The following is a 14,016-nucleotide window of genomic DNA, read 5'->3' on the forward strand; positions in this document are numbered from 1 at the left end:
GGAGTCATGATGTTAAAGGATCTGGAACTGAAATATATCGAAAAATGGCTGCCGGAAGCATCGGTAAAATACAAGGACGGTAGCCCGGCAGTGAACCTCGGGCTGATAATCACCGTGTTCTTTAAAAACGGCCATACTCCGGATGTCCGCCGCAAAATGGTGGAATGTGTGGATCGTTATTACGAGGAGTTTAAGCTGTATCTGAAGAAAACCATGGCACCGAAGTGGGTTGGCATTACAGATAAAAACTATCAGAAAAAACGGCAGCAGATCCTGGACTCAACGCCTGAGGAGATCTTTTCCTGGTATTTGGGAAGCGTCGATACGGATTACCATGCTCCGGATTATGAAATTCTTATTATGGGAAAACGTATATTCCACAATGAAAATAACCGCTCCGTTATTAAACTGATTTTTCCCCTTTCCCTGTTAAAAGAGCCGGACGGTAAGGAACGGTATGAATCCTGGCTGGTGTGGTTATGTAACACTTTTAAAGTTGAAAGCGGCTATGCAGGGCTGTCATTTATTCTGCCCTATGCCTTTGAACGGATGTTCCCGTATGAGTATGCCCTGGCACAGCGCTTTTCCGGTGTAATGGTGGACTCTCTGGGCACACTGGAGGGCGGGGAGGCGGTTGAAGGACTCAAGAGTGCCTGCTGGTACACCATACTGGGTACGCCGTGGCTGGAAAAGCTCGGCGGGCAAGATGCCGTCGCGCAGCGTCTGGTGAAAACACCGGAAATCAGCCTGCTCGCCTATAACAACGGGGTAATTCTGAAAGCCGGTGAGCTTACTCCTGGTCTGGGTGAGATGAAAACCGAAGGCTTCCCCCCCTTACTGGTAAAGGTGAACCAGATTATTCGTCCGGTTCGTTATGACGGCCATAAAGGGCTCCATTTCTATTCCGAATACGAAAACCACCAGTTTGATGAAGAATCCTCCATGAAGTGGTTTGCCCGCTTCGATGAGGCCAGCGCCCTGCTGGACGGCGAAGAGCCTGTAACCTCATCTGAGCCGGTACGCATTACCCGCTGGACCGATGAAACCGCCCCGCACGCCGGGCAGTGGGCCGCCATCGTTAACGGCACAACGGAGTATATTCAGACCCGGGAAGGGCAGAAGATGCCCGCCTTTGAGGATAAGCACGGCAAAAAACACCGCGCCCGCTGGTCACTGCTTAAGCGTGACGACCAGGGCAGCGTATTTGTTATTCCGGAATAAGAGAAACAAGAGATGGAACTCAGTTATATCGAAAAATGGCTGCCGGAAGCATCGGTTAAATACAAGGACGGCAGCCCGGCGGTGAACCTCGGGCTGATTATCACCTTGTTCTTTAAAAACGGCCATACGCCGGAGGTTCGCCGAAAAATGGTGGAGTGTGTGGATCGTTATTACGGTGAGTTTAAGCCGTTTCTCAGGAAAACGCTGCCGGTAAAGAAATGGACCAGAATCACCGAAAACAATTATGCCAGACAGCGGCAGACCATCCTTGACTCAACGCCTGAAGAAATTATTGACTGGGTACTAAGTTCCGCTCAGGAGTCCTATCTTGCGCCGGGTTACAGCATCTTAATTATGGGAACTCGCATTTTTCATAATGATACGGACCGTTCAGTTATTAAACTTGTCTTTCCTCTTTCCCTGCTGAAAGAGCCGGACGGTAAGGCACGGTATGAAAACTGGCTGCTTTGGCTGTGCAATACCTTCGAAGTGGAAAGCGGCTATGCCGGGCTGTCGTTCGTTCTGCCCTACGCGCGTGAACGCATGTTCCCGTATGAATATGCCCTGGCGCAGCGTTTTTCCGGCGTGATGGTGGACTCTCTGGGTACCCTGGAAGGCGGGGAGGCGGTCATTGGCCTGAAAGGTGCCTGCTGGTACACCATCCTGGGTACGCCGTGGCTGGAAAAGCTCGGCGGGCAAGATGCCGTCACGCGGCGTCTGGTGAAAACACCGGTAATCAGCCTGCTCGCCTATAACAACGGTATAATTATGAAAGCCGGTGAGTTACCTCCATCACTGGGAGAGATGAAAACAGAAGATCTTCCCCCTTTACTGGTGAAGGTAAATCAAATCATCAAGCCGGTTCGCTACGATGAACCCCGCTCGCTGCATTTTTACTCGTCCTATGAGAACCACCAGTTTAATAAAGAATCGACCATGAAGTGGTACCGGCGCTTCGACGATGCCAGCGCCCTGCTGGAATGAAAAAAGCCCCCTTTTAACAAAGGGGGGCTGTCAACCCTATTTCTAATTTACATCGCCTGCGTAAACGTCCTCGAAATCACGTCCTGCTGCTGCTCGCGTGTCAGCGCATTAAAGCGCACCGCATAGCCCGAAACGCGGATCGTCAGGTTCGGGTAATTCTCCGGATGCGCAATGGCATCGAGGAGCATCTCCCGGTTCATCACGTTAACGTTCAGGTGCTGCCCACCCTCAATAGACGCTTCGTGATGGAAGTACCCGTCCAGCAGCCCTACCAGGTTGGTTTTGCGCACCATCTCGTCTTTGCCCAGCGCCTGCGGCACGATGGAGAAGGTGTAAGAGATCCCGTCTTTGGCATACGTGAACGGCAGCTTGGCGACCGACGTTAACGAGGCCACCGCCCCTTTTCTGTCGCGGCCGTGCATGGGGTTCGCGCCTGGGGCAAACGGCGTGCCGCCGCGTCGTCCGTCCGGCGTGTTCCCGGTCTTCTGCCCGTAAACCACGTTAGAGGTAATGGTCAGGATCGACTGAGTCGGCACCGCGTTGCGGTAGGTTGGCAGCGCCTGAATTTTCTTCATAAAGCGTTCCACCAGGTCGCAGGCGATGCTGTCCACGCGGTCATCGTTGTTGCCGTACTGCGGGTAATCCCCTTCTATCACGAAATCGACCGCCAGACCGGTATGGTCGCGCACCGGCTTCACCGTGGCGTATTTAATGGCGGACAGGGAATCCGCCGCTACCGACAACCCGGCAATGCCGCAGGCCATGGTGCGGTAAACGTCCCGATCGTGAAGCGCCATCAGCGAGGCTTCGTAGCTGTACTTATCATGCATGTAGTGAATGAGATTCAGCGCGCTGATGTACTGCACCGCCAGCCAGTCCATAAAGTGATCGAGACTCGCCATAACGGTGTCGTAATCCAGCACGTCGTCCAGCAGCGGCTCGGTTTTCGGGCCGACCTGGATCTTCAGCTTCTCGTCCACCCCACCGTTGATCGCATACAGCAGCGTTTTGGCGAGGTTGGCGCGCGCGCCGAAGAACTGCATCTGCTTGCCGATCACCATCGGGCTGACGCAGCAGGCAATGGCGTAGTCGTCGCTGTTGAAGTCCGCACGCATCAGATCGTCGTTCTCATACTGCAGCGACGAGGTAACGATCGACACCTGCGCGGCGTATTTCTTGAACGCGATCGGCAGTTGTTCAGACCAGAGGATCGTCAGGTTCGGCTCCGGCGCGGGCCCCATGGTGTGCAGGGTGTGCAGATAGCGGAAGCTGTTTTTGGTCACCAGCGTGCGGCCGTCCAGCCCCATGCCGCCGATCACTTCCGTGGCCCAGATCGGATCGCCGGAGAAGAGCGTGTCGAATTCCGGCGTGCGCAGGAAGCGCACCATGCGGATCTTCATGATGAAGTGGTCGATCAGCTCCTGCGCCTGCACCTCGTTCAGCCGCCCCGCCTGCATGTCGCGTTCGATGTAGATATCGAGGAACGAGGCCGTGCGCCCCAGCGACATCGCTCCGCCGTTCTGGGATTTCACCGCCGCCAGGTAGGCAAAATAGAGCCACTGCACCGCTTCCTGGGCGTTCATCGCCGGACGTGATATATCAAAGCCATAGTTCGCCGCCATCTGCTGGATCTGCAGCAGCGCGCGCTTGTGCTCCGCCAGCTCTTCGCGCAGGCGGATCGTCGCCTCCAGATCTTCGCCGCGCTCCAGCCGGCCCTGCAGATCGGCGAACTGAAACTCACGCTCGCGCACCAGATAGCGGATGCCGTAGAGCGCCACGCGGCGGTAATCGCCGATGATGCGCCCGCGCCCGTAGCCGTCCGGCAGACCGGTCAGCACGCCGGATTTACGGCAGCGCATCATCTCCGGCGAATAGACGTCAAACACGCCCTGGTTGTGGGTTTTGCGCAGGTCGGTAAACAGGTATTCAAACTGCGGATCCATCTCCCGGCCATAGGCTTCGAACGAGCTGCGGATCATGTTGATCCCGCCGTACGGATGCAGGGCGCGCTTGAGCGGCTTGTCGGTTTGCAGGCCGACGATCGTCTCCAGATCCTGGTCGATGTAGCCCGGCCCGTGGGCCGTAATGGTGGTGGCAATGTTGGTGTCAAAATCCACCGGGGCATGGGTGGCATTTTCCTGACGAATGCCGACCATCACCTTCTGCCACAGCGCCGTCGTTGCTGGCGTCGCCTGCGCGAGGAAAGCTTCATCGCCTTCATAAGGGGTGTAGTTATGCTGAATAAAATCGCGGACGTTGACGGCGTTTTTCCATTCTTCACCGCGAAACCCGGCCCATGCGTCGCTGTAGGGCGCGACGCCCGTTTCGATTGTTACTTTCATCAGATTCTCGCTTTATCAGGCGTAAGCCGCAGCCGGGGTAACCTTCCCAAGACGGAGGGCGTCCAGCGCGATCATTTTTTCTTCGTTGGTAGGGATCACCGCGCAGATCACGCGGGAGGTATCAGTGGAGATGACGCGCTCACCCGCGCTACCCGGCAGGGCATTTTTGGCGTCGTCGAGGCGGATCCCGAACACTTTCAGATGTTCCGCCACCAGCGCGCGGACAAGCGTTGAGTTTTCGCCGATGCCGCCGGTAAAGACCACCCCATCGAGGCGGTGCAGCGACGCCGCGTGCCCGGCGATATGTCGCGCTATACGGTGAACGAAGGTCTGGATAGCCAGCTGCGCCCGCTCATTACCGGCGTGCCAGGCTTTCTCCAGCGCGCGTAAATCGGAGGAGATGCCGGAGATCCCCAGCAACCCGGACTCTTTGTTGACCATGCGCTCCAGATCCTCAAACGACTGGCCGGTCTGCTGGGCAATCCACGCCATCGCGCCAAAATCCACGTCGCCGCAGCGCGTACCCATCATCAGTCCTTCCAGCGGCGTCATGCCCATGGACGTATCCACGCTCTCGCCGTTACGCACCGCGCAGATGGACGCCCCGTTGCCGAGGTGGGCAACCACCAGGCCGCTGTCATCGGGGGACAGCCCGAGGAGCGCGTGCGCCTGCCCGGACACGTAGCGGTGAGAGGTGCCGTGGAAGCCGTAGCGGCGCACGCCCAGCGCTTCAAAATAGCGGTACGGCAAACCGTACAGGTACGCCTGCGGCGGCAGCGTCTGGTGGAAGCTGGTATCAAATACCGCGACCTGCTGCACGCCCGGAAACAGGCGCTCTGCGGCTTCCACGCCGCTCAGGTTGGCGTAGTTATGCAGCGGCGCCAGCGGGGAGACCTGGCGGATCTGCTCAATCACCTCTTCCGTAATCAGGGTCGACTCGCTGAAGAGGTCACCACCGTGCGCAATGCGGTGGCCAATTAAGGCCACGCTGCTCATCAGGTCACGCTTCTCCAGCTCCAGGGCGATGGCAGCCAGCGCCCCTTCGTAGTCCTGGTGAGCCAGTCTGGCTGGCTCACCCCCGTTCACGGAAATAAAGGTTTTATCCGTGTTGATGCCGTCTACAATGCCCGTCACCAGGGCGTCGCAGCTGCTGGCATCGAGCACCGAAAACTTAACAGAGGACGAACCGCAGTTAATTACCAGTACAACCGGAAACTCAATCATCATGTGACTCCGCTCTTCCTGAGCAATGGGTTAGAACAGTTTGTAAACGATATTCAGAATGGTCAGCAGGCCCACAACCGTGACGAAGATGTTCTCGGGTTTGCCCTTATATTTCGCCATGGCCGGTGCTTTGCGGATGGCGTACATCGGCAGCAGGCACAGCAGAGAGGCGATGATTGGCGCGCCCATGGCTTCGATAAGGTCGAGAATGTTCGGGTTGGCGTACGCGACAACCCAGGTGGAGCCCATGATGAACACCATGCTGATGGTGTTCAGTTTGCCGACAGAGACCTTCTTCTTATCGCCTTTGTAGCCGAACTTGAGGATCAGGCCATTCAGCCCTTCCAGCGTGCCCAGGTAGTGCCCGAAGAAAGATTTGAAGATAGCGACCAGAGCAATAATGGAAGCGCCATATTCCAGTACCGTCGCGAACGTCGATTTAGTGCCGGACATGGAGGCAAAGTGGTTCGCCAGGTAAGAGAGCACCGGAATGTTCTGCGCTTTGGCGTCCGCCATGTTCTGCGGAGAGAGCGTAAACAGGCAGCTAAAGGCGAAGAACATCACCACAGCCACCATCAGCAGGCTGGCGCGACCGATGATTTTGGAACATTTCTGCTCGGTGAATTCTTTACCGAACTCCGGCTCGTACTCTTCGCGCTTGGAGACCACAAACGAGGAGACGATAGGCGAGAAGTTGAAGGAGAAGACCATGATGGAGATCCCCAGCCACACCGTAACCAGAATGCCGTCATGGCCGGTGAAGGCGATATCGCTCAGGTTGACCTGGTCGATCACCGCGGAGTTCCAGTAAGGGATCAGCGACAGGGAAATAAGTACCAGACTGGCAATAAACGGGAACACCAGGAAGCTCATCACCTTCACCATCAGGTCTTTACCAAACCAGATAACAAAAGCCATCAGCAGCAGCAGGAACAGCGCCACCACGCCGCGGTTTAGCGCAGGCAGCTGGAGCTGGTTTTCCCAGAAGGTCATGAAGGTGTTAGTAATAGTGACGCCGTAAATCCACAGCAGCGGGCAAATGGCAAAGAAGTAGAGGAATGTGATCACCACCCCACCGGTTTTACCGAAATGCTCTTCCACCGTTTCGGTGATGTTGCCGGAGACGTTGCTGCCGGACAGGCAGAGGCGCGCCAGCGCGCGGTGGCAGTAAAACGCAATCGGGAACGCGAGAACCAGCATCAGCAGGATAGGGATTAAGCCTCCAAAGCCTGCGCGAATGGGGAAGAACAGCACGCCTGCGCCAATGGCGGTACCAAACAGGCCAAGCGTCCAGGTGGTATCAGACTTACGCCAGGAGGACGTTTTTGTCTGGCCAACGATAATGCTTTCTGTGTTGCTCATAGGTCACCTTTATGCGTCAACGAAGCCGGTAATTTGGGAAACACGGGAGAGATCGATATTGCCGCCGGAAATAATGCAAACGGTTTTGCGGCCCTGAATATAGTGGTCAAGCTTGCCGCTTAATAACGCGGCACAGGCCAGCGCGCCGGCGCCTTCCGTCACCACTTTATTTCGCTGAATAAGGGCAATCATGCTGTTGCGAATATCGTCTTCGCTCACCAGCACAATGTCATCGACCAGTTCACGAACGATTTCGAAGGTTAATTTACCCGGACGAGAGACGTCGCAGCCGTCGGCTAACGTGCCGGTAACGCGATGGTTGGTTATTTCTCCTGCCTGCCAGGAGGCCGCCATTCCGTGCACGTTTTCAGACTGTACGCCGATAATATTAATGGTCGGGTTGATGGATTTAATCGCCGTTGCAATCCCGGCAATTAATCCGCCGCCGCCGATAGGGACAATGACGTTATCCACGTCGTATAAATCTTCGAGAATTTCGAGGCCGATGGTGCCCTGCCCGGCGATCACTTTGGCGTCATCGTAAGGCGGAATAAAAATGCGCCCTTCCATCTCGACGATTTCGCTCACTTTAGCGATGGTGTCGTTGAAGTTCTCACCGTGGAGCACCACTTCCGCCGAGTAGTCGCGGGTCGCGGCCACTTTAGATTTTGGTGCGCCCATCGGCATCACCACTTTACCGTCGATGCCGAGCATGGCGCAGGAGAGCGACACTCCCTGCGCGTGGTTTCCCGCAGAGCAGGCGACCACGCCTTTGCGCTTTTCAGCATCGGTCAGCGAGCTTAATTTATTAAACGCGCCGCGAATTTTGAACGAACCGGTACGCTGCATGTTCTCAAATTTAAGGAATATTTCGCCCTTACACCGTTCGCTGAGATAATTCGAGCGCGGCATACCGGTTTTATATATCTTGCCTGCCAGTCGTTTTCTGGCGTCCTGAATATCTTCAATGGTTACCGGGAGATCGTAGGTAATATGCATAATATCCTCGTTATAATAATTCATTCTTTTCAGGCAAAGTCAGGGTATCAGAGCGTTAATACGTTAAGCTCTGGGTATTTTTTAAAATAAAAACTTATTATTCATCGTCGTCTTTCGATATTCATCGACGAATATTGTTTAGCCAGCTCAACTAATACTGACGCCGATTTTTTAATCCTGTAATTTTTAGACCATACGGCGGCATAACGCGCCACGGGTAATTCGTCTTCCACGGGCAGCACAATAAATTGATCCGAACCGAATGGGGCAATCATGTCGCGGGGAATCACCGTCAGATAATCGGCATTCAGGACAAGGTTATAAATGGTGACGACGGAATCGGTCTGGACGATGTTTTCGATGCTGATGTGGTTGTCTTGCAGAGTGGTCAGAAGTTCTTTGTAGTAGCCCATATCGGTTTGCGGCATCACCCACTGCTCGTGCGTAAGCGATGCCAGTGTCGTCGGGCCGGTGCACGTTCGCGTTTTGCTGGCGACCAGCACAAACTCAGACTCAAACAGCGGTTCGACGTGCAGATCCTGCAGCAGCATTTCATCGCTCAGCGTGCCGATAGCGAAATCCAGACGACCATCGCGAATGGCCGGGAGGAAAGAGGAGAGCTGAGCTTCATACATTGAGACGCGCGCTTTCGGGAACACTTCCTTGAATTTTTTGATCATCTCAGACAGGAAGGTAAAACCAATCAGCGACGGATAGCCAAAGGAGACATCCATAACGGTGCTAAAACTGAGACTATTGATTTCGCTCACCATGTTTTTCATTTCACGCGTGATCGACTCGGAGTACGAGAGCAGAACCTGGCCTGCAGCCGTCAGTTTTACGCCCGTATTTTTACGTACCATCACTTCCACACCGAAGTAAGATTCGATATCGCTGATGATTTTGCTGACGGCGGGTTGCGTCAGGCCCAGTTGTCTTGCAGCAGAACCTATGGAGCCACTTTTAATGACTTCCTGAAATACCACGAGGTGCTGTGTTTTCGGTAGAATAATAGTGTTCATAATATTCTGCGCTTATTTCCCTATGACGGGGTGAATTCTACTCAATAATGTTTCAGGGGGTATGTGCTGTTACTCACAATTTGCTTTGAGCAACCCTTAACTCACGCTTCAAAAACCCATTAAAAATCTTATAAATCAATGCATTGAAGGCAATTAAATACGCTACTACGCTGATATTGATCAACAAAAACAGCGGTAATAAATTTATTTTATGGCGATAACCCGGATTAATTTCACCGTTCTTAAAAAATCAATAAAGACGATATTTCAGGCAATTAAAGGCTAATAAATAACCGTCATTTATTTGAAACATACTTTCATTTAAGCCATTTTTTACGACGTAAATTTTCAAATTTCAGGAAAAGAGTGGAATACGTCACATATTCACGGAGGAAATGTATTTGATTTCAATAAGCGCATATCAAACGAGAAAAGATTTACGAACATTAAGCTAACAATCATAACAAATTATCAATACTACAGATCGCCGGTTTTTTAGATTTAAATTTTGTGATGGCGATCGTCTGCAGATGCCGAGGCGGAACCGGCGAGTGAAAAACAGTGAAATGTGCTTAATGTCGCAAATATGAGAATTGATGTCGTTTGTGTGGTGCCGGGTGGCGCTGCGCTTACCCGGCCTACAACAACCAGAAAGCAAAAACCCCGCCGAAGCGGGGTTCCCTAAGAAGTTGAAGCTGACCGATAAGCCGGGTTCTGTCGTGGACAGTCATTCATCTAGGCCAGCAATCGCTCACTGGCTCAAGCAGCCTACCCGGGTTCAGTACGGGCCGTACCATGTGAACCCCTATTTGGCCTTGCTCCGGGTGGAGTTTACCGTGCCACGGACTGTTACCAGCCGCGCGGTGCGCTCTTACCGCACCCTTTCACCCTTACCTGATCCCGCTTGCGCGGGCCATCGGCGGTTTGCTCTCTGTTGCACTGGTCGTGGGTTTCCCCCCCAGGCGTTACCTGGCACCCTGCCCTATGGAGCCCGGACTTTCCTCCCCTCCGCCCGTCTCCCCCGAAAGGGACGACGACGAAGCGGCGACTGTCTGGTCAGCTTCGGCGCGCAGTATAGAGGGTTTGCGCGCCGCTGTCACCCTCGGCTGTGGGTAAGCCGTGATTAACGCGCCACTTCCACCTTCGCCAATTTTTCGTAGTAGCATGCAATTGCGCTGTGATCGGCCGTGCCCAGGCCATCGGCACGCAATGCCTGCATCATCTCCATGACCGCTGCGGTCAGCGGCAGCTGTGCGCCCACGCCGTGGGAAGTGTCCAGCGCGTTCGCCAGATCTTTGATATGCAGGTCGATGCGGAAACCGGGTTTGAAATTGCGATCCATGACCATGGGCGCTTTGGCGTCCAGCACCGTACTGCCTGCCAGACCACCGCGAATAGCCTGGTAGACCAGGTCCGGATTGACGCCCGCTTTGGTTGCCAGCGTCAGCGCTTCAGACATGGCGGCAATGTTGAGTGCCACGATCACCTGGTTTGCCAGCTTGGTCACGTTACCCGCCCCAATCTCCCCGGTGTGTACCACGGAGCCCGCCATGGCTTTCATCAGGTCGTAAAATTTATCGAAAATAGCTTTATCGCCGCCGACCATGACCGACAGCGTGCCGTCGATGGCTTTCGGCTCGCCGCCGCTGACCGGTGCATCCAGCATATCGACGCCCTTCGCCTTCAACGCCTCGCTGATTTCACGGCTCGCGAGCGGTGCGATAGAGCTCATATCGATCAGCACCAGACCCGGTTTCGCGCCGTCGATAATGCCGTTTTCACCCAGCGCGACTTCTTTGACGTGCGGGGAGTTTGGCAGCATGGTGATGATGACATCGCACTGCTCGGCAATGGCTTTCGCGGTGGTGGCTGCCTCTGCGCCAGCCGCTATCACCTCAGCCACGGCCTGTGGATTATGATCGGAGACCACCAGCGAGTAACCTGCTTTGATGAGGTTCTTACTCATTGGTTTACCCATGATCCCCAGGCCAATAAAACCCACTTTCAGCGTCATAATCTGTTTCCTCAATGATGGTTATTTTTTAAAAGCGTCCGCTAATTTCTGCGTAGCCGAGCGGAAAACGCCGAGGTCGCTGCCGACGGCAACAAACGTGGCTCCCCACTCCAGGTAGCGGCGGGCGTCAGCCTCAACCGGCGCCAGAATGCCGCACGGCTTGCCGTGCGCTTTGGCGCGGGCAAAGATGTGCTGGATCGCGCGCTGCACGTCAGGGTGGCTGGCGTTACCCAGATGGCCTAAGGCGGCAGCCAGATCGCTTGGACCGACGAAGATCCCGTCCACGCCGGTTGTGGCGGCAATCGCGTCGACGTTATCGACGCCCTGCTGGCTCTCGATCTGAACCAGAATGGTGATGTTGCTGTTGGACTGCGCGAAATAGTCCGGGACGGTGCCAAACATATTGGCGCGGTGCGAAACGGAAACGCCGCGGATCCCTTCGGGAGGATAGCGCGTTGACGCCACGGCCAGCGCCGCTTGCTCTTCCGTCTCCACAAACGGGATCAGGAAGTTGTAGAAGCCGATATCCAGCAGACGCTTAATAATCACCGGTTCGTTGGTGGGGACACGCACCACCGGGGCACTGTTGCTGCCTTTCAGCGCCATCAGCTGCGGAATAAACGTGCTGATATCGTTTGGTGCATGTTCGCCGTCCAGCACCAGCCAGTCGAAACCGGCCAGGCCCAGCACTTCGGTGCTGATAGGGTTTGCCAGCGCGGACCAGCAGCCAATCTGAATCTGGTGCGCCGCGAGGGCCGCTTTAAATTTATTCGGGAAGATAGCGTTATTCATCGTATTTACCTTTTTAATTCCGCAGCCTTTTTCAGTATCGTTTTATTTATTCATACACCGCGCCATCATGATATTTATTATTCGGACATATTCTGGCGTAATAAAATCGTCATTCAGTATAAGATGCAATCCACGGCCGCACATTGTTTTAATGCTCAGGTATTACGCTATTTTTTGATAAAAATTTTTGCATATGCACAAAGCACTGGGCGCTAATGCACAGAATCAAGGATTACGGGCTCGCGAGCGATCGGGATCACATTTTGATATTGAATCTGCTGACATGCTTTATTTCTGAAAGCCGCGTATTTATTTCTACCATCAGAAAAATGGCTGAACTTATTATCAGAATGCTGGAGAATACTGACCAATGGCCGACATTGAAATTCGACAGGCACCGCCGACGGCGTTTTATATAAAAGTGCACGACGCCGATAACGTGGCGATTATCGTCAACGACAATGGCTTAAAAGCAGGAACCCGCTTCCCGGACGGGCTGGAACTGACTGAGCATGTTCCGCAGGGACATAAAGTCGCCCTGGTGGATATCCCTGCTGAAAGCGAAATTGTGCGTTACGGTGAAGTCATCGGCTATGCCGTTCGTTCGATACCGCAGGGAAGCTGGGTGGAGGAGTCGCTGGTGGCGCTGCCAGAAGCGCCGCCGCTGAACACGCTTCCGCTGGCAACCCGCGTGCCGGAACCGCTTCCCCCGCTGGAAGGCTATACCTTTGAAGGGTATCGCAATGCGGACGGCAGCGTCGGCACCAAAAATCTGCTCGGCATTACCACCAGCGTGCACTGCGTGGCGGGCGTCGTGGATTACGTGGTGAAAATCATCGAACGCGATCTGCTGCCAAAATACCCGAACGTCGACGGCGTGGTGGGCCTGAACCACCTCTACGGCTGCGGCGTGGCGATTAACGCGCCCGCTGCCGTGGTGCCTATCCGGACCATCCACAATATCGCCCTGAACCCCAACTTTGGCGGCGAGGTGATGGTCATTGGCCTCGGCTGTGAAAAATTGCAGCCAGAACGCCTGCTGCAGGGTACCGAGGATGTCAAAGCCATCCCGGCAGACGAGGCCAGCATCGTGCGCCTGCAGGACGAACGCCACGTCGGTTTCCGCTCAATGGTCGACGATATTTTGCAGGTAGCAGAACGCCATCTGGACAAGCTCAACCGCCGCCGGCGCGAAACGTGCCCGGCGTCGGAGCTGGTGGTCGGAACCCAGTGCGGCGGCAGCGATGCCTTCTCCGGCGTGACGGCCAACCCGGCGGTGGGCTATGCGTCCGATCTGCTTGTTCGCTGCGGCGCCACGGTGATGTTCTCCGAGGTGACTGAAGTGCGTGACGCCATCCATCTGCTGACGCCGCGCGCCGTTAATAAAGAGGTCGGCAAGCGGCTGCTTGAGGAGATGGCCTGGTACGATAACTATCTCGATATGGGCAAAACCGACCGCAGCGCCAACCCGTCTCCGGGCAACAAGAAAGGCGGCCTGGCAAACGTGGTGGAAAAAGCCCTCGGCTCTATTGCCAAATCCGGGCAGAGCGCCATTGCAGAAGTGCTCTCTCCGGGCCAGCGCCCGACGAAACGCGGCCTGATCTACGCGGCAACGCCGGCCAGCGATTTTGTGTGCGGCACGCAGCAGGTAGCATCCGGCATTACGGTACAGGTCTTTACCACCGGGCGCGGCACGCCGTACGGCCTGATGGCGGTGCCGGTGATCAAGATGGCGACTCGCACCGAGCTGGCAAACCGCTGGTATGACTTAATGGATATTAACGCGGGCACCATCGCCACCGGGGAGGAGAGCATTGAGGACGTGGGCTGGAAGCTGTTCCACTTCATTCTGGATGTCGCCAGCGGGCGAAAGAAAACCTTCTCGGACCAATGGGGATTGCATAATCAGCTGGCGGTGTTTAACCCGGCACCGGTGACGTGATTTTCCGTCCCACATCTATCCCGCATTTAGGTAACCCGTCGGACACGCCGCAAACCTTCTAAGTTGAGGCGATACCTGCTAGCTAAAAGACACATAACGATCCGTAGGCCGGGT

10 protein-coding genes and 1 other RNA gene are annotated in these 14,016 nt (G+C 55.0%); 3 read left to right on the top strand and 8 right to left on the bottom strand.

Annotation, left to right across the window (positions count from 1 at the left end; all coding sequences use genetic code 11):
- Positions 1–6 precede the first annotated feature (6 nt).
- Together L362_RS07370 and L362_RS07365 are read left to right on the top strand one after the other, a co-directional pair.
- Positions 7–1,221, top strand: a complete 1,215-nt coding sequence (locus L362_RS07370) for a DUF3396 domain-containing protein (protein WP_032637875.1) — start codon at positions 7–9, stop codon at positions 1,219–1,221.
- Between the two features lie 12 nt (positions 1,222–1,233).
- Entirely contained in the window at positions 1,234–2,205 is a 972-nt protein-coding gene (locus tag L362_RS07365) for a DUF3396 domain-containing protein (RefSeq protein ID WP_023344969.1), read from the top strand.
- Between the two features lie 47 nt (positions 2,206–2,252).
- Here the strand turns inward: L362_RS07365 and pflB are convergent, their stop codons facing one another.
- From pflB to garL, 8 genes are all read right to left on the bottom strand, one after another.
- Positions 2,253–4,547, bottom strand: coding sequence for a formate C-acetyltransferase (gene pflB / locus L362_RS07360; protein ID WP_023344970.1), 2,295 nt, complete (start codon positions 4,545–4,547; stop codon positions 2,253–2,255).
- A gap of 15 nt (positions 4,548–4,562) precedes the next feature.
- Positions 4,563–5,771 (bottom strand): propionate kinase, encoded by a 1,209-nt coding sequence (gene tdcD / locus L362_RS07355; RefSeq protein WP_023344971.1) that lies wholly within the window; start codon positions 5,769–5,771, stop codon positions 4,563–4,565.
- A gap of 30 nt (positions 5,772–5,801) precedes the next feature.
- Positions 5,802–7,133, bottom strand: coding sequence for a threonine/serine transporter TdcC (gene tdcC, locus L362_RS07350; protein ID WP_023344972.1), 1,332 nt, complete (start codon positions 7,131–7,133; stop codon positions 5,802–5,804).
- A gap of 9 nt (positions 7,134–7,142) precedes the next feature.
- Positions 7,143–8,132: a bifunctional threonine ammonia-lyase/L-serine ammonia-lyase TdcB gene (gene tdcB, locus L362_RS07345; protein WP_023326154.1), complete on the bottom strand. Its 990-nt coding sequence runs from the start codon at positions 8,130–8,132 to the stop codon at positions 7,143–7,145.
- Positions 8,133–8,233: 101 nt separating this feature from the next.
- Positions 8,234–9,154: a transcriptional regulator TdcA gene (gene tdcA / locus L362_RS07340; protein ID WP_008501504.1), complete on the bottom strand. Its 921-nt coding sequence runs from the start codon at positions 9,152–9,154 to the stop codon at positions 8,234–8,236.
- A 687-nt stretch (positions 9,155–9,841) separates the two neighbouring features.
- An RNA gene (rnpB, locus tag L362_RS23515) (RNase P RNA component class A) lies at positions 9,842–10,218 on the bottom strand.
- Between the two features lie 59 nt (positions 10,219–10,277).
- Positions 10,278–11,168, bottom strand: a complete 891-nt coding sequence (garR, locus tag L362_RS07335) for a 2-hydroxy-3-oxopropionate reductase (RefSeq protein ID WP_008501502.1) — start codon at positions 11,166–11,168, stop codon at positions 10,278–10,280.
- A 21-nt stretch (positions 11,169–11,189) separates the two neighbouring features.
- Positions 11,190–11,960, bottom strand: a complete 771-nt coding sequence (gene garL, locus L362_RS07330; RefSeq protein WP_023326156.1) for a 2-dehydro-3-deoxyglucarate aldolase — start codon at positions 11,958–11,960, stop codon at positions 11,190–11,192.
- 370 nt (positions 11,961–12,330) lie between these two features.
- Between garL and garD the strand changes: the two genes are divergently transcribed.
- A complete protein-coding gene (gene garD, locus L362_RS07325) occupies positions 12,331–13,902 on the top strand; it encodes a galactarate dehydratase (RefSeq protein ID WP_021242235.1) in 1,572 nt (523 codons plus the stop codon).
- Positions 13,903–14,016 lie beyond the last annotated feature (114 nt).

It is taken from the genome of Enterobacter sp. MGH 16, from assembly GCF_000493175.1.
GTDB classification, from domain to species: Bacteria; Pseudomonadota; Gammaproteobacteria; order Enterobacterales; family Enterobacteriaceae; genus Enterobacter; species Enterobacter roggenkampii.